At 38.8% G+C, this 21,252-nt stretch carries 23 protein-coding genes and 6 tRNA genes; 23 read left to right on the top strand and 6 right to left on the bottom strand.

What is annotated here, in order from left to right:
* Positions 1 to 86: 86 nt before the first annotated feature.
* From ACNJYY_RS14090 to ACNJYY_RS14070, 5 genes are all read left to right on the top strand, one after another.
* Positions 87 to 863 carry a metal ABC transporter ATP-binding protein gene (locus tag ACNJYY_RS14090; RefSeq protein WP_416728992.1) on the top strand — a complete coding sequence of 259 codons (777 nt, stop codon included), beginning with the start codon at positions 87 to 89 and terminating at the stop codon, positions 861 to 863.
* 12 nt (positions 864 to 875) lie between these two features.
* Positions 876 to 1,724: a metal ABC transporter permease gene (locus ACNJYY_RS14085; protein WP_416728991.1), complete on the top strand. Its 849-nt coding sequence runs from the start codon at positions 876 to 878 to the stop codon at positions 1,722 to 1,724.
* Positions 1,725 to 1,732: 8 nt separating this feature from the next.
* Positions 1,733 to 2,146, top strand: coding sequence for a Fur family transcriptional regulator (locus ACNJYY_RS14080; RefSeq protein WP_416731881.1), 414 nt, complete (start codon positions 1,733 to 1,735; stop codon positions 2,144 to 2,146).
* Between the two features lie 69 nt (positions 2,147 to 2,215).
* The gene (locus tag ACNJYY_RS14075) at positions 2,216 to 2,428 is read left to right on the top strand and encodes a DUF1540 domain-containing protein (protein WP_144699038.1); all 213 of its coding nucleotides are present in this window, start codon (positions 2,216 to 2,218) and stop codon (positions 2,426 to 2,428) included.
* 115 nt (positions 2,429 to 2,543) lie between these two features.
* A complete protein-coding gene (locus ACNJYY_RS14070) occupies positions 2,544 to 2,927 on the top strand; it encodes a hypothetical protein (RefSeq protein WP_416728990.1) in 384 nt (127 codons plus the stop codon).
* Positions 2,928 to 3,540: 613 nt separating this feature from the next.
* On the opposite strand, the gene ispG is transcribed toward ACNJYY_RS14070, so the two are convergent.
* On the bottom strand, positions 3,541 to 4,653 hold the full coding sequence (ispG, locus tag ACNJYY_RS14065) for a flavodoxin-dependent (E)-4-hydroxy-3-methylbut-2-enyl-diphosphate synthase (RefSeq protein WP_066396210.1): 1,113 nt from the start codon (positions 4,651 to 4,653) through the stop codon (positions 3,541 to 3,543).
* A gap of 101 nt (positions 4,654 to 4,754) precedes the next feature.
* Positions 4,755 to 5,078: a LysM peptidoglycan-binding domain-containing protein gene (locus ACNJYY_RS14060; RefSeq protein ID WP_416728989.1), complete on the bottom strand. Its 324-nt coding sequence runs from the start codon at positions 5,076 to 5,078 to the stop codon at positions 4,755 to 4,757.
* Positions 5,079 to 5,247: 169 nt separating this feature from the next.
* On the opposite strand from ACNJYY_RS14060, the gene ACNJYY_RS14055 reads away from it, so the two are divergent.
* A complete protein-coding gene (locus tag ACNJYY_RS14055) occupies positions 5,248 to 6,123 on the top strand; it encodes a DUF1002 domain-containing protein (protein WP_416728988.1) in 876 nt (291 codons plus the stop codon).
* 31 nt (positions 6,124 to 6,154) lie between these two features.
* Here the strand turns inward: ACNJYY_RS14055 and ACNJYY_RS14050 are convergent, their stop codons facing one another.
* Positions 6,155 to 6,694, bottom strand: coding sequence for a DUF1189 family protein (locus tag ACNJYY_RS14050; RefSeq protein WP_416728987.1), 540 nt, complete (start codon positions 6,692 to 6,694; stop codon positions 6,155 to 6,157).
* A gap of 190 nt (positions 6,695 to 6,884) precedes the next feature.
* Here ACNJYY_RS14050 and ACNJYY_RS14045 point away from each other — a divergent pair, with 190 nt between their 5' ends.
* From ACNJYY_RS14045 to ACNJYY_RS14005, 9 genes are all read left to right on the top strand, one after another.
* Entirely contained in the window at positions 6,885 to 8,489 is a 1,605-nt protein-coding gene (locus ACNJYY_RS14045) for a Na/Pi cotransporter family protein (protein WP_416731880.1), read from the top strand.
* A gap of 56 nt (positions 8,490 to 8,545) precedes the next feature.
* Positions 8,546 to 9,028, top strand: a complete 483-nt coding sequence (locus ACNJYY_RS14040) for a DUF456 domain-containing protein (RefSeq protein ID WP_416728986.1) — start codon at positions 8,546 to 8,548, stop codon at positions 9,026 to 9,028.
* A gap of 154 nt (positions 9,029 to 9,182) precedes the next feature.
* A tRNA-Asn gene (locus ACNJYY_RS14035) sits at positions 9,183 to 9,257 on the top strand.
* 4 nt (positions 9,258 to 9,261) lie between these two features.
* A tRNA-Met gene (locus ACNJYY_RS14030) sits at positions 9,262 to 9,338 on the top strand.
* A 22-nt stretch (positions 9,339 to 9,360) separates the two neighbouring features.
* A tRNA-His gene (locus ACNJYY_RS14025) sits at positions 9,361 to 9,436 on the top strand.
* A 25-nt stretch (positions 9,437 to 9,461) separates the two neighbouring features.
* Positions 9,462 to 9,538, top strand: a tRNA-Ile gene (locus ACNJYY_RS14020).
* Positions 9,539 to 9,545: 7 nt separating this feature from the next.
* Positions 9,546 to 9,638 (top strand) — tRNA-Ser (locus ACNJYY_RS14015).
* Between the two features lie 143 nt (positions 9,639 to 9,781).
* Positions 9,782 to 9,857: transfer RNA gene (locus tag ACNJYY_RS14010), tRNA-Phe, on the top strand.
* Between the two features lie 215 nt (positions 9,858 to 10,072).
* Positions 10,073 to 10,684, top strand: a complete 612-nt coding sequence (locus ACNJYY_RS14005) for a superoxide dismutase (protein WP_144699050.1) — start codon at positions 10,073 to 10,075, stop codon at positions 10,682 to 10,684.
* Here ACNJYY_RS14005 and ACNJYY_RS14000 read toward each other — a convergent pair whose 3' ends face one another.
* A complete protein-coding gene (locus ACNJYY_RS14000; RefSeq protein WP_416728985.1) occupies positions 10,685 to 10,945 on the bottom strand; it encodes a hypothetical protein in 261 nt (86 codons plus the stop codon). It lies immediately after the preceding gene.
* 144 nt (positions 10,946 to 11,089) lie between these two features.
* Here ACNJYY_RS14000 and ACNJYY_RS13995 point away from each other — a divergent pair, with 144 nt between their 5' ends.
* The 7 genes from ACNJYY_RS13995 to phoU all read left to right on the top strand — a co-directional run bounded on the left by ACNJYY_RS13995 (position 11,090) and on the right by phoU (position 19,194).
* Positions 11,090 to 12,370, top strand: a complete 1,281-nt coding sequence (locus ACNJYY_RS13995; RefSeq protein WP_416731879.1) for an MFS transporter — start codon at positions 11,090 to 11,092, stop codon at positions 12,368 to 12,370.
* A 120-nt stretch (positions 12,371 to 12,490) separates the two neighbouring features.
* Positions 12,491 to 14,542 (top strand): penicillin-binding transpeptidase domain-containing protein, encoded by a 2,052-nt coding sequence (locus ACNJYY_RS13990; RefSeq protein ID WP_416728984.1) that lies wholly within the window; start codon positions 12,491 to 12,493, stop codon positions 14,540 to 14,542.
* 235 nt (positions 14,543 to 14,777) lie between these two features.
* Positions 14,778 to 15,737 (top strand): phosphate ABC transporter substrate-binding protein PstS family protein, encoded by a 960-nt coding sequence (locus ACNJYY_RS13985; RefSeq protein WP_416728983.1) that lies wholly within the window; start codon positions 14,778 to 14,780, stop codon positions 15,735 to 15,737.
* 106 nt (positions 15,738 to 15,843) lie between these two features.
* Positions 15,844 to 16,800 (top strand): phosphate ABC transporter permease subunit PstC, encoded by a 957-nt coding sequence (pstC, locus tag ACNJYY_RS13980; RefSeq protein WP_370568626.1) that lies wholly within the window; start codon positions 15,844 to 15,846, stop codon positions 16,798 to 16,800.
* The gene (gene pstA / locus ACNJYY_RS13975) at positions 16,800 to 17,678 is read left to right on the top strand and encodes a phosphate ABC transporter permease PstA (protein ID WP_416728982.1); all 879 of its coding nucleotides are present in this window, start codon (positions 16,800 to 16,802) and stop codon (positions 17,676 to 17,678) included. Before pstC ends, pstA begins: the two co-directional genes overlap by 1 nt.
* Before the next feature lie 46 nt (positions 17,679 to 17,724).
* Positions 17,725 to 18,510 carry a phosphate ABC transporter ATP-binding protein PstB gene (gene pstB / locus ACNJYY_RS13970; protein ID WP_416731878.1) on the top strand — a complete coding sequence of 262 codons (786 nt, stop codon included), beginning with the start codon at positions 17,725 to 17,727 and terminating at the stop codon, positions 18,508 to 18,510.
* Between the two features lie 24 nt (positions 18,511 to 18,534).
* Positions 18,535 to 19,194, top strand: a complete 660-nt coding sequence (gene phoU / locus ACNJYY_RS13965) for a phosphate signaling complex protein PhoU (RefSeq protein WP_191753821.1) — start codon at positions 18,535 to 18,537, stop codon at positions 19,192 to 19,194.
* Between the two features lie 362 nt (positions 19,195 to 19,556).
* On the opposite strand, the gene ACNJYY_RS13960 is transcribed toward phoU, so the two are convergent.
* Positions 19,557 to 20,024, bottom strand: a complete 468-nt coding sequence (locus ACNJYY_RS13960) for a hypothetical protein (RefSeq protein ID WP_416728981.1) — start codon at positions 20,022 to 20,024, stop codon at positions 19,557 to 19,559.
* A 19-nt stretch (positions 20,025 to 20,043) separates the two neighbouring features.
* The gene (locus ACNJYY_RS13955; RefSeq protein WP_066396184.1) at positions 20,044 to 20,235 is read right to left on the bottom strand and encodes a hypothetical protein; all 192 of its coding nucleotides are present in this window, start codon (positions 20,233 to 20,235) and stop codon (positions 20,044 to 20,046) included.
* A 374-nt stretch (positions 20,236 to 20,609) separates the two neighbouring features.
* Between ACNJYY_RS13955 and ACNJYY_RS13950 the strand changes: the two genes are divergently transcribed.
* Complete coding sequence (locus tag ACNJYY_RS13950) at positions 20,610 to 21,251, top strand: DUF4912 domain-containing protein (protein WP_416728980.1); 642 nt, start codon at positions 20,610 to 20,612, stop codon at positions 21,249 to 21,251.
* Position 21,252: the final 1 nt, after the last annotated feature.

Below are 21,252 nucleotides of genomic sequence, written 5' to 3'. Positions count from 1 at the left end.
ACTTTGTTCATAATTCGTGTATACTATGAGACAGTTTAAATCGTACTCATTACTACTTATTTTCATTTTTCTCACGGAGGTTAATCATGAATAACAATATAGGATCGATAGCCATTCGTGTAGATGATTTATCGTTTCATTATGGCGATAAAAATGTTCTCCAGCATGTAACGATGGAGATTAAAAAAGGATCTTTCCTTGGACTGGTTGGTCCGAATGGTTCAGGTAAATCTACACTAATTAAATGCATTTTAGGGCTCCAAAAGCCTCAAGAAGGACAAGTTTTTCTTTTTGGGGAAAAAGTAAATAAATTTAATGACTGGGACAAGGTAGGGTATGTTTCGCAAAAAGCAAATAGTTTTAACACCGCCTTTCCTGCAACCGCGTTCGAAGTCGTATCGATGGGGCTTTTTGGTAAAGTGGGATTGTTTAGATTCTTAAAGAGTTCGGATAAGAACAAAGTATGGGAAGCATTAAGGTCCGTGAGAATGGATCAGTATGCCCACCAGAACATCGGTGAGTTATCTGGCGGACAGCAACAGCGAATTTTTATTGCTCGTGCACTAGTAAGCGATCCCGAACTATTAATATTAGATGAGCCAACTGTTGGCGTAGATACGGAATCATCAGACTCTTTTTATAAGATGCTTAAAGAACTTCATCGTGAGAATAACATGACGCTTATGTTGGTAACTCATGATGTCGGTGTGATGACGAATTATGTAACAGATGTAGCTTGTTTGAACAAACAGATTCATTTTCATGGAAATACAAAAGAGTTTGAAGAAAGCTCATCTGAAAATATTTCTGCTTTTTATGGTCATCGTGTTCATGTTCTTCACCATGATCATGGTCACGAGTAAGGGGAGGAACACATGTTACCGTTTTTAAAATACGAATTTTTACAAAATGCCTTCTTAACAGGAATCATGGTCGGCTTGCTTGCTCCTGTATTAGGGGTTTTTATTGTGGTAAGAAGGCAAGCGTTAATCGCAGATGCTTTGTCTCATATCACATTAGCAGGTATTGCTGCTAATTTACTGTTAGGAAAATGGTCTTCTTTCTTTGCTGCAGCGAATCCTATATACATGGGGATGGCATTCTCGGTAGGTGGAGCTATTTTTATTGAGCAGCTAAGAAAAGTGTACAAGCATTATGAAGAGCTTGCTATACCTATCATTATGTCTGCGGGAATCGGTTTAAGTGTAATCTTCATTTCAATGGCAGATGGTTTCAACACAGATTTATTCAACTATCTATTCGGAAGTATCATTGCAGTTAAGCGTTCAGATGTTTGGACCGTTTTTGCGATTCTTGTTGTTGTTCTCTTGTTCGTATTTTTCATGTACAAAGAATTATTTGTTTTATCTTTCGACGAAGAGCAAGGAAAGCTATCTGGCATTCGAAGCAACTGGATCTTAGTTGCTTTTATGGCAATAACAGCTTTAGTCATTGCTGCTTCCATGAAAATTGTAGGTATTTTGTTAGTGTCAGCACTTATGACGTTACCGGTTGCAGCTAGTATTCGGATCGCTAAAGGCTTTAAGCAGGCGATTTGGCTCTCTGTTCTTTTTGGTGAGATTTCAGTCATCGCCGGTATGTTTCTGTCATATTACCTTGATCTAGCATCAGGTGGGACGATTGTTCTATGTTTGGTTGTTATATTGTTCTTAAGTATTCTTTATAAAAAATTTACAGGTTCCAGAAAGGTGGGTCACTTGTGAAATTTGCGATGACGATCGAACAGGCAATGGACCTTCTAAAGCAAAAGGGCTTTAAGTATACGGAAAAACGAAAAGATCTTCTTTCATTATTTGCTCGTGAAAAGAGATATCTTACAGCTAAAGAAGTTCAAGAAGCACTTAAAGATAAGTATCCTGGTCTTAGTTTTGATACCATCTATCGAAATCTAACCACTTTTGTCGAGTTAGAATTACTTGAGGAAACAGAGTGGGAAGGGGAGAAGAAGTTTCGATTTACGTGTTCACATAATGAACATCATCATCACTTGATCTGCCTGACATGTGGAAGTACGAAGTCCATTCATACGTGTCCGATGGAAGTGTTAGATAGTGAATTGAACGGTTTTGATGTGACAGGACATAAATTTGAGATCTACGGATATTGTAAAGCGTGCAAAAATTAAACTTTTTATAACGAATAGAGTATGTATCTCCTTTTATTTAGCCAAGCTAAAGTGAAAGGAGGTTTTTTTATGCCTGAAGTTAAATGTAATGTATCGAATTGTACGTATTGGGGGGAAGGCAACAACTGTGTAGCAGATGCTATTCTTGTTGAGATCGACAAACATGCAAATATGTCCATTGACATGAGTGCAGATGGTAGCCTCCATGGTGATGCAGCTCATAAAGATGCTGCTCACGATACAGCTGAAACATGCTGTCACACGTTTAAAGCAAAACATTAAATAAAGAGGCCAAAAGCGGGCCTCTTTTTCAATGTCCATAAACTAACATCTATGAAAACGTTACTTTAAAGCCATAATAAGAACGCTCCTTAACACGATAAGAGGGGGAATCATCATGGCATACGAAAGAGATGAACGTACTGTTAATAATGAAGCAGCATTTCGTGAAGAGATGGCTGCGGAAGCTGTACCGGTTCCTGTAAGAAGTGATATGACGTTACCTGAGAACGAGAGACCTCGTTATTCAGAACAAGAAGACGGCGATCACAGACATGAACACGAAGATTCACGGGAAAGAGCAGGAGGTAAAGCGACAGGAATCATCGCAATCATCCTATCTGTTTTATCTTTGTTCATACTTCCTGTGTTGTTTGGGGCAGCGGGTATTATTGTCGGATTCATTGCCAGGAGACAAGGTGCACATTCGCTTGGTAATTGGGCGATCGGAATTGGAGTCGTATCGATTATCATTTCGTTGTTTTTTGCACCATTCTTTTAAAGGAAAAAGGAGCAAAGGAGAAGCTAACCGCTTCTTCTTTTTTATGGAGTAAAGCGCTTTTAAAAACAGTTTGAGTATGCTTTGTAGCTTATGGAAGTAAATGATTTCCGTTTCAGATTACTCGCTTTCCGCGGGGCAGGCGGTGAGCCACGTTTCACTTTTAAGTGTCTCACCTGCCCACCTGTCCTAGCCGAGAGTCTCGCACCTTGCACTCCAATCAATCCATCTTCGAAGAAAAGAAAAAGTCCTTTTCTGTAAGATTGTTGCTTTTAGGACGTTTTCATTTCTTCTTCTAGCAAGTTGATTGTAGCGTAAGGTTGCCTGCCTGCCACATGAGGAGCTTCTCGCAAGGCATGCGACGAGGAAGTTCACTTCTTTAGCATAGACATGTAGACGCAGGAGCAGAGAGACAACCTTGAAGCGGGCTGGTGGAGACTCCTAATGGCGCAAAGCGGCAGGAGGCTCACCGTTTGCCCCATGGAAAGCGTGCAACCTGGAGCGGAAATCAACTACTTTCAGGAAACACCAATGTATACGAAAACAGTCTTTTGAAAAAGCAAAGATCGATTATAGCAAAAGAAAAAAGCTCCCAAAGATGGGAGCTTTTTAAAATTTATACTTGCTGAGCCGCAGCTTCAGCTTTTAGCTTTTCTTCATGTGCTTTTGCTAAAATGTCGACTTCTTTCTTAAGTTCATCTAATAGCTGATCTTCTGGTATCTTCCTTACGATTTCTCCGTGGCGGAATAACAATCCTTCACCACGAGCGCCAGCGATTCCGATATCGGCTTCACGAGCTTCTCCAGGTCCGTTAACAGCACATCCAAGTACAGCAACTTTGATTGGAGCACGTACGTTTGAGATATATTCTTCCACTTCATTTGCGATTGAAATGAGGTCGATCTCAATTCGTCCACAGGTCGGGCAAGAAATCAGTGTCGCAGCATCGGAAAGAAGTCCGAATGATTTCAATAGTTCACGTGCAACCTTAACTTCTTCAACAGGGTCTGCACTCAGTGAGATACGAACGGTGTTTCCGATCCCTTTATGAAGGATAGCGCCTAGTCCTGCAGCACTTTTTACGGTACCTGCAAAAAGTGTACCTGATTCTGTGATCCCAAGGTGTAATGGATAATCAAATGCTTTTGCAGCTTTTTCGTAAGCCTCGATAGCAAGGTTAACATCAGATGCTTTCATGGAAACGATAATATCATGAAAATCAAGATCTTCAAGAATCTTAATATGGTGTAGAGCACTCTCGACCATACCATCTGCTGTAGGATAACCGTACTTCTCAAGATATTTTTTTTCAAGTGAGCCTGCGTTAACACCGATTCGAATCGGGATCCCTTTTTCTTTTGCAGCTTTTACCACAGCTTCAACCTTTTCACGGCGTCCGATGTTACCTGGGTTGATTCTAATCTTGTCAGCTCCACCTTCGATGGCTTTCAGCGCAAGCTTATAATCAAAGTGAATGTCTACAACTAGTGGGATATTAATTCTTTTCTTTATGTCTGCGATCGCTTCTGCAGCACGCATATCTGGACATGCAACACGTACCACTTGGCAGCCCGCTTCTTCCAAACGTAAGATTTCGGCTACTGTAGCCTCAACATCGTGTGTCTTTGTAGTTGTCATACTTTGTACAATAACCTGATCAGTTCCACCTATTGTTAAGTTTCCTACTTTTACAGGTCTTGTTTTAGAACGGTGGGTGATTTCACTCATTGGTGAATCGCTCCTTTTTTCAAATTGACAGTATTATTCTGTCCTATCATCAGTTCATTTTAGCAGGGAACATTTTGTTTTGACAAGTAATGTTATCTCACTTACTTAGGATATAAAGGGAATTTGTAGGATTTACCTATTTGTATATTCTCAGGATTCACATCAGGGTTAAGTGATTTGAAGTCTTTCAGCATAGATACAATAGAATAATTTTTATTTGAATTCAGTTCTTCTACTACAGAAATCAGCGTGTCTCCAGGCGTTACTTCATAGGTTTTGAAATTTTGTTTGTTCTTATCTTTTTTATTTTCTGTATGTATTTCTTCGTTGGCAGGACTAGACTGAGGGAGTGTCCCGATTTTTAAATCATAAGCTACCACATATAAAATTAACATGATTACACAAACTCTTATGAATCGTTTCATAAAACCCCTCTCCTTTCGCATATGTTACTATATGCTTGTCCATTTACTTTATGACAAGTTTAAAGTGACTTCTTTCTTGAGCATGGTGTAAAATGGAAAGGCAGGAAGGACAGAAAAAAATGAATTTCTGCGTATCTTTGTAGTTGTACCGATTGGAGAGGTGAAAGTAATGAAAAAAGCGAAAATTCTTGCTCTGCTTTCTATAATGACCGCAGCGCTATTTATTGCTCCTTTAACAATGTATGCTGATGCTGCACCTGGCGACATTATCGTTACATTGGGTGAGAACTTAACAGAACAACAAAAAAGCGAACTATTAAAGGAAATGGACGTCCCTGCTGATGTAGAATCTGTAGTTGTTACAAACGAAGAAGAACATCAATATTTAGGCAACTATATTTCAAAAGCACAAATCGGGTCTAAAGCGATCTCGTCTACAAAGATTACAATAGGTGATAAAGACCAAGGATTATCGGTTGAGACCAATAATATTAATTGGGTAACAGAAGAAATGTATATGAACGCTTTAACGACTGCAGGTGTGACTGATGCAAAGATCTATGTAACAGCACCATTTGAAGTTTCAGGGACTGCAGCTTTAACAGGTATCATAAAAGCGTACGAATCTACAGCGCAGATTGAGATTCCAGAAGCTCAAAAACAAGTGGCGAATGAAGAGATGGTAAAGACTGCAGAACTTGGTGAGAGAATCGGGACGAAAGAAGCCACTGAGCTGATGACACGTGTTAAAGAAGAAATTGCAAAAAATCCGGTACAGTCAGAAGAAGAACTGCGAGCTTTGATTGAAAAAGTGGCAAAAGACATGGGGATTGAACTTACACAAGAAGAACTGAACGGTTTGCTTGCGTTGTTTAATAAGATGAAAGATCTAAATATCGATTGGGATCAAGTTCAAAATGGCTTAAAGGACATCAGTGATAATCTTGGTAATTTCTTAAATGATGAGGAGACACAGTCCTTCTTTCAAAAGATAATCGATTTCTTTATGGCTATTATTGATGCGATCAGATCTCTGTTTAAATAGACATAAAAAAAGCGGCTTCCAGGCCGCTTTTTTATTTTTTTCTTGGAATCTTGGTGATAGAGATAACACAAATGAGAAAAGCCAATATCCAAAACCACAGAAATGAATAAGGGATATGTATGTTTACAAAGAAAAGGGCTGTTAATAATACTGATGGAATGGTGATGGAGTAACAAGATAGTACCCAAAGATGTCTATACGACTGTCTTTTCTTAAGAAGTTTTGCAACTGGTATGGCTAGGACTGCTAATATAGAGGCACCAGAAAACAAAATTCCTGAAAAGAGTACATACATCACTACATAAATGACAGCAATGATGATAGGGAGAATACCGTCCAAAGTGGAGGCGAAGTTTTGCATTTGATCAGGGTTTAACCCAAAACTCTCAAAATTGTTCAACGGCTTATTTTTAGACAAAAGACCAGCTAAAAATAAGCTGAAAACTGGTATCATACATAACAGTGTTAACAATAATACATACATGATGGTACTGCCGACCCCTAAGAAACGGAAACTTGCAATTGATTTGAAAGACCACAAGCTTTTAGCAAAACGGATATGTAATTTCATATGAGAAGCTCCTTTAATTGTTAGCATAATTAGTGTACATGAACCGTGAACTTTCGACAATATGCTTCAATTGTAAAGGTAATGTTACAAATGCTCTGTTTTTATTTACACAAACAATACAAATAGAGATAATGGCGTAGGTTGATAAATGATAGTTAATAAGGAGCTGTAAACATTGAATTATCAAGAAATGTTATTTCAATTTATCGGAGGACTGGGGATCTTCTTATTTGGTATTAAGTACATGGGAGATGGCCTTCAAAACTCTGCAGGAGACCGATTACGAGAAATACTTGATAAATTAACAACAAATCCTTTTATGGGAGTTTTAGCAGGGATATTTGTAACAGTATTAATTCAAAGTAGTTCTGGTACGACAGTTCTTACTGTCGGACTAGTGAATGCTGGTTTCTTAACTTTACGTCAAGCTATTGGTGTTATCATGGGTGCCAATATCGGTACTACGATTACATCCTTTATCATCGGTATTGATGTTGGAGAATACGCATTGCCGATCATTGCAGTTGGTTCGATCTTGATCTTCTTCTTTAAGAATCCGAAATACAATTATTTTGGACAGATTACTTTTGGTTTTGGAGCATTATTCTTAGGTCTTGAACTTATGGGAGACGGTATGAAACCTCTACGCAGTCTTCAATCCTTTCAAGATTTGACCGTTTCTATGAGTGACAATCCGATTCTTGGTGTAGTAATCGGGACGTTATTTACGGTAATCGTTCAATCATCAAGTGCAACAATCGGAATCTTGCAAGAACTTTATTCTCAAAACATGATCGATCTAAAAGCAGCACTTCCTGTATTGTTCGGTGATAATATCGGAACGACGATCACAGCTATTCTTGCAGCGATCGGAACAACTGTTGCAGCAAGACGTGCGGCACTAACTCACGTTATCTTTAACTTACTTGGAACACTGATCTTCTTAATCATACTTGTTCCATTCAGACACTATATTGAATTTTTATCAACAAAATTAGACTTAGAACCTGCTATGCAGATTGCCTTTGCACATGGAACATTTAATGTAACGAACGTTCTGATCCAATTCTGGTTTATCGGGGCATTAGCTTTCATCGTAACAAAGTTAATTAAAGGCGAAGATGTTCTCATTGAATACAAAGCAAAACATCTCGATGAAATCGTATTAGAAACTGCTCCATCATTAGCTATCAGACAAGCGAAACAAGAGATTATTCGGATGGCTAATTATTCGCAGAGCGGTTTAAAAGAAGCGATCACATATTTGAACGAAAAAGATAAAAAGAATGCAGACCTTGCGTTGCAATATGAAGAAGCGATTAATAACTTAGATCGTCAAATCACTGCTTACTTGGTCAAATTGTCTGCACATCCATTAACTCCACAAGAATCGAACGAACACTCTATGCTATTAGACACGTCCCGTGATATCGAGCGTATTGGAGACCATATGGAGAATATTATTGAGCTTGTGGACTATCAATTACGAAACAATGTTCGTTTAACAGATACCGCAAAACATGACCTTGATGAAATGTTCACATTAACCGTTTCTACTGTTGATAAGGCTGTTAAGGCACTTGAAGAAGGTAATGTTGAACTAGCTCAGGAAGTGTTAGGCTTAGAGGACAAAATTGATAAGATGGAACGTACACTTCGTAAGCAGCACATCATGCGTATGAATGAAGGCCAGTGTGATGGAAATGCTGGTATCGTCTTCGTTGATATCATCAGCAACCTTGAAAGAATAGGTGATCATGCTGTAAACATTGCAGAAGCAGTATTAGAGAAGTAATATGAAACCAAGAGGCTTTTAGTCTCTTGGTTTTTTTATATAAAGGAGAAGGACATATGGATATTTTATATTGGATCATCATCGGTCTAACTTTTGCCATTAGCTTTATCGCATTGGTCTATCCCATCTTACCGGGTGTATTATTTCTTGCAGCAGGCTTTATCATCTATGGATTTGCGTTTTCGTTCGAACCGTTCACGCCATTTTTCATCATTGTTCAAGTGTTATTGTTTATCAGTTTATTTATTGTTGATTATGTAGGAAATGCGTACGCAGTGAAGAAAAAAGGCGGATCAAAGGCTGCCCTATGGGGAAGTACGATCGGTTTGATCGCAGGACCATTTGTTATTCCTGTAGCAGGGATCTTGATCGGACCGTTTATAGGTGCTGTGTTAGCGGAACTTCTTTTTCAAAAGCAAGGTCTCAAAAGAGCTGTATCAATAGGGATAGGGACTGTTCTTGCCTTTGTCGGTACCACACTAATAAAAGTGATAACGCAAGCGATAATGATTGGTTATTTTTATTTCCAAGTCTTATAAACGCTCTTGCTAATTATGTACCGCCATGCTATATTATTTTTGTTCTGGAAAAGCACATGTGTTCGTTTGAACTAATTTTTTAAAAATGTTATTGACTACAAATGATGCATCGTGCTATAGTAGTTCTTGTCCTTAACAAACGTTAAGACGTTATTCCACAGTAGCTCAGTGGTAGAGCTATCGGCTGTTAACCGATCGGTCGTAGGTTCGAGTCCTACCTGTGGAGCCATTTTGGCGGTGTAGCTCAGCTGGCTAGAGCGTACGGTTCATACCCGTGAGGTCGTGGGTTCGACTCCCTCCGCCGCTACCAAAATGTTTTTTTACTCACGATGGCGGTCGTGGCGAAGTGGTTAACGCATCGGATTGTGGTTCCGACATTCGGGGGTTCGATTCCCCTCGTCCGCCCCATAACATTTACATAAGTTCCTCTATTGGACCCTTAGCTCAGTTGGTCAGAGCGGTCGGCTCATAACCGATTGGTCGTAGGTTCGAGTCCTACAGGGTCCACCATAATCGAGGAGGTATACCCAAGTCCGGCTGAAGGGATCGGTCTTGAAAACCGACAGGGGTTTAACGACCCGCGGGGGTTCGAATCCCTCTACCTCCTCCATTACATATTGGCTCGGTAGCTGCGAGCGTTACAGCACGAGTATGCTACGAGTTGTCTCGACAGATGCACCCTAGAAGAAGACGTGTAGAGGAAGAGACACAGTAATTGAATAAGACCAATAAATTTTGGTTCTTAAAATTTTTGGCTCGATAGCTCAGTCGGTAGAGCAGAGGACTGAAAATCCTCGTGTCGGCGGTTCGATTCCGTCTCGAGCCACCATACATATATAACATCAACCTTACGATAGCTTTCGTAAGGTTTTTTTATGTTTAAAAAGGGTACAGTGTTTAAAAATTGAAAGTTCATCCTAAATTTGATAAGGTAAACATGTTGAATACTTTCTAAACAAGAAAGTTGATTAAATGGGTTTCACTTTTCAAGTAACTCTTGAAAATGAACATAAAAATTTTACATATTATGAGGAGGAAATGAACATGGCTAAATTTGAACTGCCTGCATTACCTTATGAAACAAGTGCACTTGAACCGCATATCGACAAAGAAACAATGGAGATCCACCACGGTCGCCATCACAAAACATACGTTGATAACTTAAACGCTGCTCTTGAAGGGCAAGCTGAGTTTGAAAACAAAAGCTTGGAAGATCTTTTAACCAATTTAGATGCACTTCCACAAAGCATTCAAAACGCTGTTAGAAACAATGGTGGTGGACATGCTAATCATAGCTTATTCTGGGAAGTAATCGCACCAGGTGGAGCAAACACTCCTTCAGGTGAACTTGCTGACAAGATCAACAACAAATTCGGAAGTCTTGATGCATTTAAAGAAGAGTTCGCAAACGCTGGGAAAACAAGATTCGGTTCTGGTTGGGCTTGGCTAGTAGTAAACAATGGTGAGCTTGAAGTAACTAGCACTCCAAACCAAGATACTCCGGTTATGGAAGGAAAGACACCTATCCTTGGACTTGATGTTTGGGAACATGCTTACTATTTAAAATATCAAAACAAGCGTCCTGATTACATTTCAGCGTTCTGGAACGTTGTAAACTGGGATGAAGTTGAAAAGCGTTACAACGAAGCAAAATAATTACGTAACTAAGCCGCTGGCATGCCAGTGGCTTTTTATTATGCCTTTATCATGAATTTCATAATGGTCAGATAATGATACAAGTAATTCATCAAGCATGAAGTTTCCATCACCAAAGGGGACAGTGGACTGAACAACAAATACGTTCTTGGATTGAAAGTACCAAAGTAGTCTTTTGTCAGCATTTTGATTCGTAGGACTCTGTAAGGATTGATTCAAGATTGCTTCATCAACAGAATCAAATATCCAATACTCAAACAAATTCGTTCACTCCTTCTTTACTAAAGGGTTGTACCCTAAAAAGATTTTTACTTTTGAATGTCTTGCAATAAAATCCAATTTCTTTAAAAGTGAATAGCTCTCATCGTCTTGAAAGACACTAACGACGAAATGTAAGGGGGCGAAATCATGAGAATCAAAAAAATCATGGATACCGACCAATACCCTAGAGATTTGTTTTTGTTGTTATTTGTAGGTGGATTATTTACGTTAAGTACGGCTCTATCTAATACATTTGTTAACATATTTCTTTGGAAACAATCGGGTAAGATCACGGATATTGCCTGTTATAATCTCTCCATTGTTGTCATGCAGCCAATAGCATTTTATTTTGCCGGTTGGTTTGCAAAAAAAATTGATCGCGTCATCGTATTGAGGATCGGTGTTTTAATCCTCGCTTTATTTTATATCGGGGTCCTTTTAATGGGATCAATGGCAAGCAAATATCTCATTGTATTAGGAGCCATGTTAGGATTCGGATTGGGATTTTACTGGCTGGCATTTAACGTGTTGACTCTTGAAGTTACAGAACCTGAGACGCGGGACTTTTTTAACGGATATTTAGGTGTTTTAAACTCTATATCGGGAATGATCGGACCACTGAGTGCGGGTTATATCATTACTAGGATGGACAAACATCTTGGGTATGAAACCATATTCAGTATCTCAATGGTTTTATTTTTGATAGCGGTTGTCATCAGCTTCTTCTTAAAGAGGAGAAAGGCGGATGGACTGTACGGAATCCGTAAAGTTTTACAAGAGCGAAAGCAAGATAAAGCTTGGCTGCAATTGTTAAGAGCACATTTTTTTCAAGGTTTCCGTGAAGGTACTTTTATTTTTTTAATCGTGATCTGGGTGTACACTGCTTCTAAAAGTGAATTTGCACTTGGAACGTATGGGTTTGTTCAATCTTTTGTTTCCTTTATCGGGTATTATTGTGTGTCGCATTACTTGAATCCAAAAGATCGGATGAAGGCGATATTTGGGGGAGGACTGCTCTTGTTCATCTCTCCATTCATGCTGTTGTTTCCTATTTCTTTTCCGCTTTTAATTATTTATGGGGTTTCTGTATCGATCGCTTATCCCTTATTGTTAGTGCCTTATGTCTCATTAACTTATGATATTATAGGGAAATGCCGGGGGATACATGAAAAAAGGATCGAATATATCGTTGTTCGTGAGATGTATCTGAATGCTGGACGGATCGTTTCCATCGTAACGTTTATCACCGTTGTTCATTTCCTAACAGAAACAACAGGTATTCCTTTATTACTTCCTATTTTAGGAGCAGGACACTTTATGATTTATTTCTGTTTACGAAAAGTGTCAGTCCCTGTTCATAACTCTTCAAAAACCATTGAGATTGCCGAGACACAACAAGATGGAAACAATTCAAATAAACAATGATTATCTTTTGACATAAATACCTTGGTAAGGATACTATTATTATGTAGATATAATTACCGGTTCGCTTTAGACACCCTTCTTAGGGTGTCTGTGCTGTTTTAAAGGGAGATTTACAATATTATGAAAACAAAAGATAAAAAGAAGAAAAATCATGTTCCGATTCGAATCAATGCCCTGTTCATATCTGTATTTTTTCTCTTTTCTGTTCTAGTTCTCCGCTTAGGCTATGTGCAGATTGTAAAAGGAGAAGAATATCAGCGTACGGCTTATTTAACAGAAAATGTAACAACGAAATTGGATGCTCCGCGTGGCAAGATGCTCGATGCTAACTATCGAGTAGTTGTGGATAATGAACCTGTTTTCTCTATTACATACACGAGAACACAAGAAGCTGATGCTGAGGAAAGACATCAGCTGGCACTGAAGTTAGCGGATCTGATCGAAAAAGGAACTGATGAGCTGACTGAGCGAGACAAGAAAGACTATTTTATTTTTCTGAACGAAAAGCTGGTAGAGTCAAGAATTTCTAAAGAGGAAAAGAAAGATACACCTCCAGAAGAGCTATACGATTTAATGCTAGAAAAGGTAACAGAAGAGGATATTAACTCATTTTCTGAAAAAGAACTTGAAGTCTTGGCCATAAAAAGTGAGATGGACCGAGGATATACTCTATCTCCACAAAGGATAAAGATCGGAGCTACTGAAAAAGAGATTGCGATGATCAGTGAACACTTACCTGAGTTAGAAGGAGTGGACATTAAGCCGGATGCTGAACGCTCATATCCGTTTAAGAATTCATTCCGAGATATATTTGGCCAAGTAAAACAAATTCCTAAATCAAGGATGGACTATTATACTTCGCGCGGCAACGATCGCAATGATATGGTTGGAACGAGTTTTCTGGAAGAACAATACGAATCTCTACTTCGCGGCACAAAAACGAAGATTAAATATGTAACTGATAAAAAAGGAAATCCGGTTGGAGATCCTGTTGAAGAAGAAGGTGCAAGAGGGAGCGATCTTGTATTAACAGTAGACATGAGCCTTCAACAAGAGGTCGAAAAAGTCATTGAAGAAAAGTTAAAAGACGCGATCCGAGGAAAAAATGCATATGCAAACAGTAAATTAGACAGTGCTTATGTTGTGATGATGGATCCGAATACAGGTGCGATCCTTTCTATGGCTGCGAAGGAATATGATCGAAAAACTGGGAAGTTTATCGATATACCTTTTGGGAACGTTTATCATTCGTATGCAATGGGCTCAACTGTTAAAGGAGCAACTGTACTCACAGGTTTACAACAAGGCGTTGTTTCTCCTAATACCGTGATAAACGATGCGCCACTCACTTTTGGAGATGGAAGATCGCTGAAATCACATGAAAGTATGGGTCCGGTTGATGCTGTTGAAGCTTTAGAACGTTCATCAAACGTATATATGTGGCATATTGCCATGAAACTCGCAGGGTACGATTATTCAAACAAACGATTTAATGAAAACAAGGTTCAAGAAGCGTTTGAAATACTTAGAAACTCATATAGCCAGTTCGGGTTAGGTGTTCCAACTGGAATTGATCTGCCTTCTGAAGCTACTGGTTACAACACCGGAATGAGCCGTGAACTCTCTCAAGCGATGTTCTTCTCTATCGGACAATTCGATACGTATACACCAATGCAGATGGCTCAATACGTTTCAACCATTGCGAATGGTGGTTTAAGGATGCAACCACACCTGTTAAAAGAGGTGAGAGAGCCATCCGTAGATCCAAATAAATTAGGAAAGCTTCAATACCGTTTTGAGCCAAACGTTCTGAACAAGATTGAGATGTCACCTAGTCAGATCAAGGTTGTACAAAAAGGATTTTATGAAGTGATGCACGGCAACCAGGGTACCGCTGCTTGGATGTTTAAGAATAAAGATTATAATCCGGCAGGAAAAACAGGTACAGCCGAAATTGATAAAGCTACAGGAATCGTTAACAAAACTTTAGTAGGATATGCCCCTTACGAAAACCCAGAAGTAGCATTTGCTGTTGTAGTTCCTGATATAAAAGAAGGAACTACGAATAGTGAAATTGCTGAAGGTGCATTGGATGCTTACTTCTCTATGAAAAAAGAAGGTATACCAACTAAGGCTGATCCAAAAGAAGAAAATATAGAAGAATCACGCTAATCAAGCGTGGTTCTTTTTTTGTATAGATAAATTTGGATTGTAAAGAATAAGAACATATTCATGGATAAGCAAGTCTTAACAATACCTTTACAATTCATTAAAACCTAGTTCACATTCAAGGTTTATTGTAGAACATGTAAGAAAGAAACAAGCTTTAAAAAAGGGATCATGACCTGAGAAAAACTTCTCTAACATGATAAGACGAAATAATCATATTTTAGGGGGACCTATCAAGATGAAGAAAATGAAGTCTGTGTACCTTTTGGCAGTAATGTCGCTAATCTTAGTTTTTGCAGCAGCATGTGGAAACAAGAGTGAAGATGGAGCTGCAGGCGGCGGAGATCTTAGCGGAAAGATTAAAATTGATGGATCTTCCACAGTATTCCCGATCATGGAAGCTGTTTCTGAAGAGTTCCAAGCTGCAAATCCTGATGTACAAGCACCTGTAGGAGTATCCGGAACGGGTGGAGGATTTGAAAAATTTGTTCGTGGAGAATTAGATCTTGCTAACGCTTCTCGTCCGATTAAAGATGAAGAAAAAACAGCAGCTGAAGAAAAAGGCATTAAATATACAGAATTTGAACTTGCGAAAGATGGTCTTTCAGTAGTTGTTTCAAAAGAAAACGACTTTGTTGATCACCTTACGCTTGATGAACTTAAAAAGATTTTCTTAGAAGAAAACCCTGCTAAGACATGGGCAGATGTTCGTGAAGGTTGGCCTAAGAAAAAAATCGAAGTATTCTCTCCAGGAACTGACTCTGGAACATATGACTACTTCGATGAAGTAATCCTTGAAGAAAAACCAATGCGCCGTGACGCACAGCTTTCTGAAGATGATAACGTACTAGTGCAAGGTGTAACAGGTTCTAAGAATGCGATTGGATTCTTTGGATACGCATATTACCAAGCAAACAAAGAAAAAGTGAAAGCTGTTCCGATCGATGGAGGTAACGGACCTGTCGAGCCAACACCAAAGACAATTGAATCTGGAGAATACGCACCACTTTCTCGCCCGTTGTTCACTTATGTAAATAACAAAGCGTTAAAAGATAACGAAGCAGTGTATGAATATATGAAGTTTGCTCTTGAAAACTCAGGTGAACTTGCTTCTTCTGATACGATTGGATATGTTTCTCTTCCAAAGGAAAAATACGAAGAGCAAATGAAAAAGCTAGATGAGCTTGCAGGTAAATAATTGTCCTTTATTGAAGTAGAGGAATAAGAATCATAAACAAGGGTGAGGAGCGAGGAATCTCCTCACCTTTCACCTGTTTAGTATTGTCGAATTATAGGAGGTCTTGTTGGTGTCCAGAGATAAAACAAACCAAAAATCAATCCGCTCTATGATTCAGGAGAATAAGTCTTCAAGAAGTCAATCGGCGGTAATGGAAAAGGTAGTTCCAAAAATCTTTCTAATCTGTGCAATCATATCTATCTTTACAACAATAGGTATCGTCTTTACATTGTTAACAGAAACTTTTACATTTTTTAACCGAATCTCAATTGTTGAGTTCTTTACAAATACTCGGTGGTTTCCTTTTACATCTGACGAAAATGCAGACTTCGGGATCATTGCTCTTATAATGGGTACATTGACAGTTACAGCTATTGCGATGGTTGTGGCTATCCCTATCGGTCTTGCTGCAGCTATATATTTAAGTGAATACGCATCAGCAAAAACAAGAAAAATCATTAAACCTATCTTGGAAGTATTAGCTGGAATTCCTACAATTGTTTATGGATTCTTTGCTCTTACCTTCGTTACTCCATTATTGGATAAAATCATTCCAGGCGGAATTTCGATCTTTAATGCACTAAGTCCAGGGATTGTAGTAGGAATCATGATCATTCCGATGATCGCTTCATTGTCTGAAGATGCGATGAATGCTGTTCCGAACTCTATGAGAGAAGGTGCGTTGGCTCTTGGTGCAACACGATTTGAAGTGGCAATGAAAGTGGTACTTCCAGCAGCACTATCGGGAGTTATCGCATCTTTCGTACTAGGGATCTCTAGAGCAATCGGTGAAACAATGATCGTTACCATTGCGGGTGGTTCTAGACCAACTGCAGATATTAATGTAACTGAGTCTATCCAGACGATGACCGCTTATATCGTTCAGGTAAGTCAAGGAGACACGGGCTATGGTACAACGATCTATTACAGTATTTATGCAGTAGGTATGACGTTGTTCGTATTTACATTAATTATGAATCTACTTGCTCAATTCATTTCCCGCAAGTTTAGGGAGGAATATTAATGCCATTAATCAATAAAGAATCTGTTAAAAAAAGAATGGGAACGAGATTAGCAGCAAACGGTTTTGCAAAATTCCTTTTTATCCTTGCAACGTGTTTTTCTTTACTCGTACTGGGGGTTTTAATCTACAGAATCTTATCAGAAGGTCTGCCTTATCTAAGTTTGGATTTTATTACGAACTTTGCATCTCGAATGCCTGAACGTGCTGGTATATGGGCAGCGCTACTCGGTACGATCTGGGTAATGGCTGTAACTGCACCGGTTTCATTTATTCTTGGTGTCGGTACGGCGATCTATTTAGAAGAATATGCGAAAAAGAATGCTTTTACAAAGTTCGTTCAAATCAATATTTCTAATCTAGCTGGTGTTCCATCAATCGTTTTCGGATTGTTAGGTCTAACGATTTTCGTTCGTCTACTTGGTCTAGGATCTAGTGTTCTTGCAGGTGGTCTGACGATGAGCCTTTTAATTCTTCCTGTAATCGTTGTTGCTTCACAAGAAGCGATACGAACTGTGCCGAGAGAAATCCGAGAAGCTTCTTTCGGGATGGGTGCTACTAAATGGCAGACGATTAGAAGAATTGTGTTCCCTGCAGCGCTTCCTGGGATTTTAACAGGAACAATTCTTGCTTTATCACGTGCTGTAGGTGAGACTGCACCTCTATTAGTACTAGGTGCATTAGCTTATGTAGCATTCGTTCCAGAAAACATCTTCTCGCAGTTCACAGTGTTACCAATTCAGCTGTACAACTGGACGAGCAGACCACAAGAAGAGTTCCATATGATTGCAGCAAGCGGAATTATCATCTTGTTGATCATCTTGCTGATCATGAATTCAATCGCAGTATTGATCCGAAATAAGTTTCATAAACGCTTCTAATAGAGAGTAGGAGGACGAGAACATGGATATTACAATCAACAAACAAATGGTTCAAAAAAATGAAAAAGAACAGGATTTTACACCTGTTTTTAAGATCAATAATCTAAACTTGTGGTATGGACAGGATCATGCCTTAAAAGATATTAAATTTGATATTCCTGAAAAACAGGTTACTGCTATCATCGGTCCATCAGGGTGCGGAAAGTCAACATTTATCAAAACGTTGAACAGAATGGTAGAGATGGTACCTATCGTACGTATGTCAGGAGAAATTGTATACCGTGAGAAGAATATTTTTAATCCGAAGTATGGTGTAGAAGAACTTCGTACCCAAGTCGGAATGGTGTTTCAAAAACCGAATCCGTTTCCTAAATCTATTTATGAGAATGTAGCTTACGGACCACGGATTCATGGAATTAAGAATAAAAAAGTCTTAGACGAAGTCGTAGAGAAAAGTTTAAGAGGTGCTGCCATCTGGGACGAAGTAAAAGACCGTCTTCATGAGAATGCATACGGTCTATCAGGTGGTCAGCAACAGCGTTTATGTATCGCTAGATGCTTAGCGATCGAACCAGATGTTATTCTTATGGATGAACCTACTTCTGCGCTAGACCCGATCTCTACTTTAAAGGTGGAAGAGCTCGTCCAAGAGCTTAAGAAAGAATACAGCATCGTTATTGTTACACATAACATGCAACAAGCAGCTCGTATATCTGATCGCACGGCATTCTTCCTTAATGGAGAAGTTGTGGAATATACAGATACGAGCACATTGTTCTCAAATCCATCGGATAAGCGAACAGAAGATTATATTACAGGACGATTCGGTTAATCAAAGAAAATAGGAGTGAGATAAATGGTTGTTCGTGAAAATTTTCAGCTTCAGTTAGAAGAGATGAAACAAGCGATCGTACAGATCTCTAAATTAGCAGAGGAAGCATTAGAGCTTTCTGTTGAAGCATTAAAGAATCAAGATCTCGATAAAGCCCTGCAGATTATTGAAAATGATAATCGTATCAATGTCCTTGAAGATGAAATCAACGACATGGCCATTCTATTAATCGCTAAACAAGCACCTGTAGCATCTGATCTTCGACGAATCATTGCTGCTATCAAAATTTCATCAGATATTGAACGAATGGCTGACTTTGCCGTAAATATTGCGAAGTCTACGATTCGAATCGGAAAACAAGAGCTCATCAAACCTTTAGAAGAGCTTCCTAAGATGGCACATCATGCAATCGCTATGCTAACAACTGCTACAAAGGCATATGTGGAAGAAGATGTGGCTCTAGCGAAGCAACTAGCAGAACTAGACGATGAAGTGGATGAAACTTACGGAAAGATCATTAAAGAGCTATTAGAGCTTATGACAAAAAATCCTGAACATCTGTCTCAGATCAGTCAGCTTCTGTTTGTGTGCCGATATATCGAGCGTACTGCTGACCACGCTACAAATATTGCAGAGAGCATTATCTTTTTAGTTAAAGGAAAAAGATACGGCTTAAACGATTAAACAAATAAAAGAAGCGAGCACTGAAATGATCAGTGCTCGCTTCTTTTATTATTGCTCTTTTCTAAAAGATTGTTGCTTTAAAATCCTTGTCACCTTTGAAAATGGATTGTAGTGGAAGGTGCGTGCCTACCACCTGAAATGCATCTCGTAAGGCATGCGACGAGGAAGCTTACTCCGCTAGCATTACCTTGTAGACGCAGGAGCAAGGAGCATAGTGGCGGGCAGCTGAGACACTTAAGAGTGAAACGTACGAATGTGGCTCAGCGCGCCCGCCCCGTGGAAAGCGAGCAGCCTGGAACGGAAATCAACACTTTCAAAAGCAGCAAAGTTTACGAAAACAAGCTTTATTATATTATGTAGAATTATGAACTTGTTATTTCTTTCGCGATCTCATCAAAACTCATCTTACTGTTTACTTGATGAGATTCAGCTCTTACTGCACCTTCTAAATTGTTCGTACGTAAATATTTTAAGAACTCATCGCTATTTTTAATGATGTTTTCTTTTTGCAGAAGGTCGCATACTTCTCCAGTACTCATTCCTTGAGTGATTGTTAAAGTCATCTGATACACCTTATCTTCCTCTTTTGGAGGCGCGGTTTTAGGCTCTTCTTTTGCAACCGGAGCCGCAGCTGTTTCAGTATCTTTAAGTGAAGTATACTCTTCCTTTGAAATTGCTAATTCGCCTTTTTCAGAAAGATATTGAGCTACCGATTCTTCTGTTAGTTCAGAAGTTTTACCAGCATCATCAGCCGTATAATAAAAACCAGCCAAAATTCCTGTTGAAAGGATTATACCTGCTGAAAATCCGCGAAGGTTTTTGCTTGTCATACTCATTACCCCTCACAAATTAGTTCTTATCGTTAATCATCATTTCATCTTCAAGAACTTTTAGTTTCTTTTTTATTTGATAGATCTCTTTCATTAACTGAATAGTAAAGTTCTCGAGCTGTGTTTCAACTGAAGCTTCCTTGTTTTTTCTAAAGGAAAGAATCAAAAGAATAACACCTACTAGTAACAATCCAAAAATAGCAAACTCCATAATATCCTCCCTAATTTAAAGCTATACCCTTTACTTTTATAACATAGTATTCTGCTGTGGTATAGGTTTTTTCGCAAAAGTTTACACAAATTACTACAATTCGACTATTTTCTCATTTTAATCCATCAGAACCATTGAAAGCGTGAAATAAAAACGACGTATTTTGTCTTACTTTGTCAATTTGACAGAATAATCAGAGAGATTAACCGGTTACAAAAACTTTACATATTCGGTAATCTCAAGTGGGATAAGGAAGCGCCAATTTTCGACTTTTTTAACACATTGTATATAAAAATATCCAATGATACGATTATAAAAAATATGGTAATAAAAAATCATTTCTTAGAATAATTGATTAGGATGAGGTGATGAACTTGATCGAAGATATTGTCAAATTAAAGGAAAACGGATTAACCCTTCAAGAGATCGCACAAAGGATGAACATGTCTTTAGGAAAGGTCCAATATCGCTGGAACAAATATCGGCAGCAGCAAACACCATCGAATCATGAACTTCCATCTCAGCCCGTTCTTAAAGAAGAGAAGTGGTCTATGCCTTTTGAATATGAAGAGGCTAATGTTCATCTGATGCCAAGGACTTCAGATAGTTTGTATGCGTATTGGAGTTTTTCTGAATCAACAAAACAGATGGCAGAACATCATTTCCGCACAAAATGGGAAGACCTTCCTTCGATATTAAAAATCTATGACGTAACTGACATTGACTTTTTCGGTCATAATGCTCATCGAACATTTGAGGTAGAGCTAGCTCCGATGACCAACAATTGGTTTCTTCATTCCTTAGAACCGGGTAGAACTTATATCGTTGATATTGGTACGCGAACATTTGATGGCAGTTTCTTTACATTATTACGATCAAATCCTGCAGAGACTAGCCCTTCACTATTTAACAGTTTTCATGATGAAAAGATCGACAGATGGAAACACCAAAATGTTGAGCAACCGGAATGGCTAGAAAACTTCTCGACGTATTCATATTACCAAAAAATTAGATAGG

Source organism: Fictibacillus tiangongensis (genome assembly GCF_048083785.1).
In the GTDB taxonomy this organism is placed as follows: Bacteria; Bacillota; Bacilli; order Bacillales; family Fictibacillaceae; genus Fictibacillus.
The sequence above is the reverse complement of the archived record's forward strand: the minus strand, read 5'-3'. Positions and strand labels throughout refer to the sequence as shown.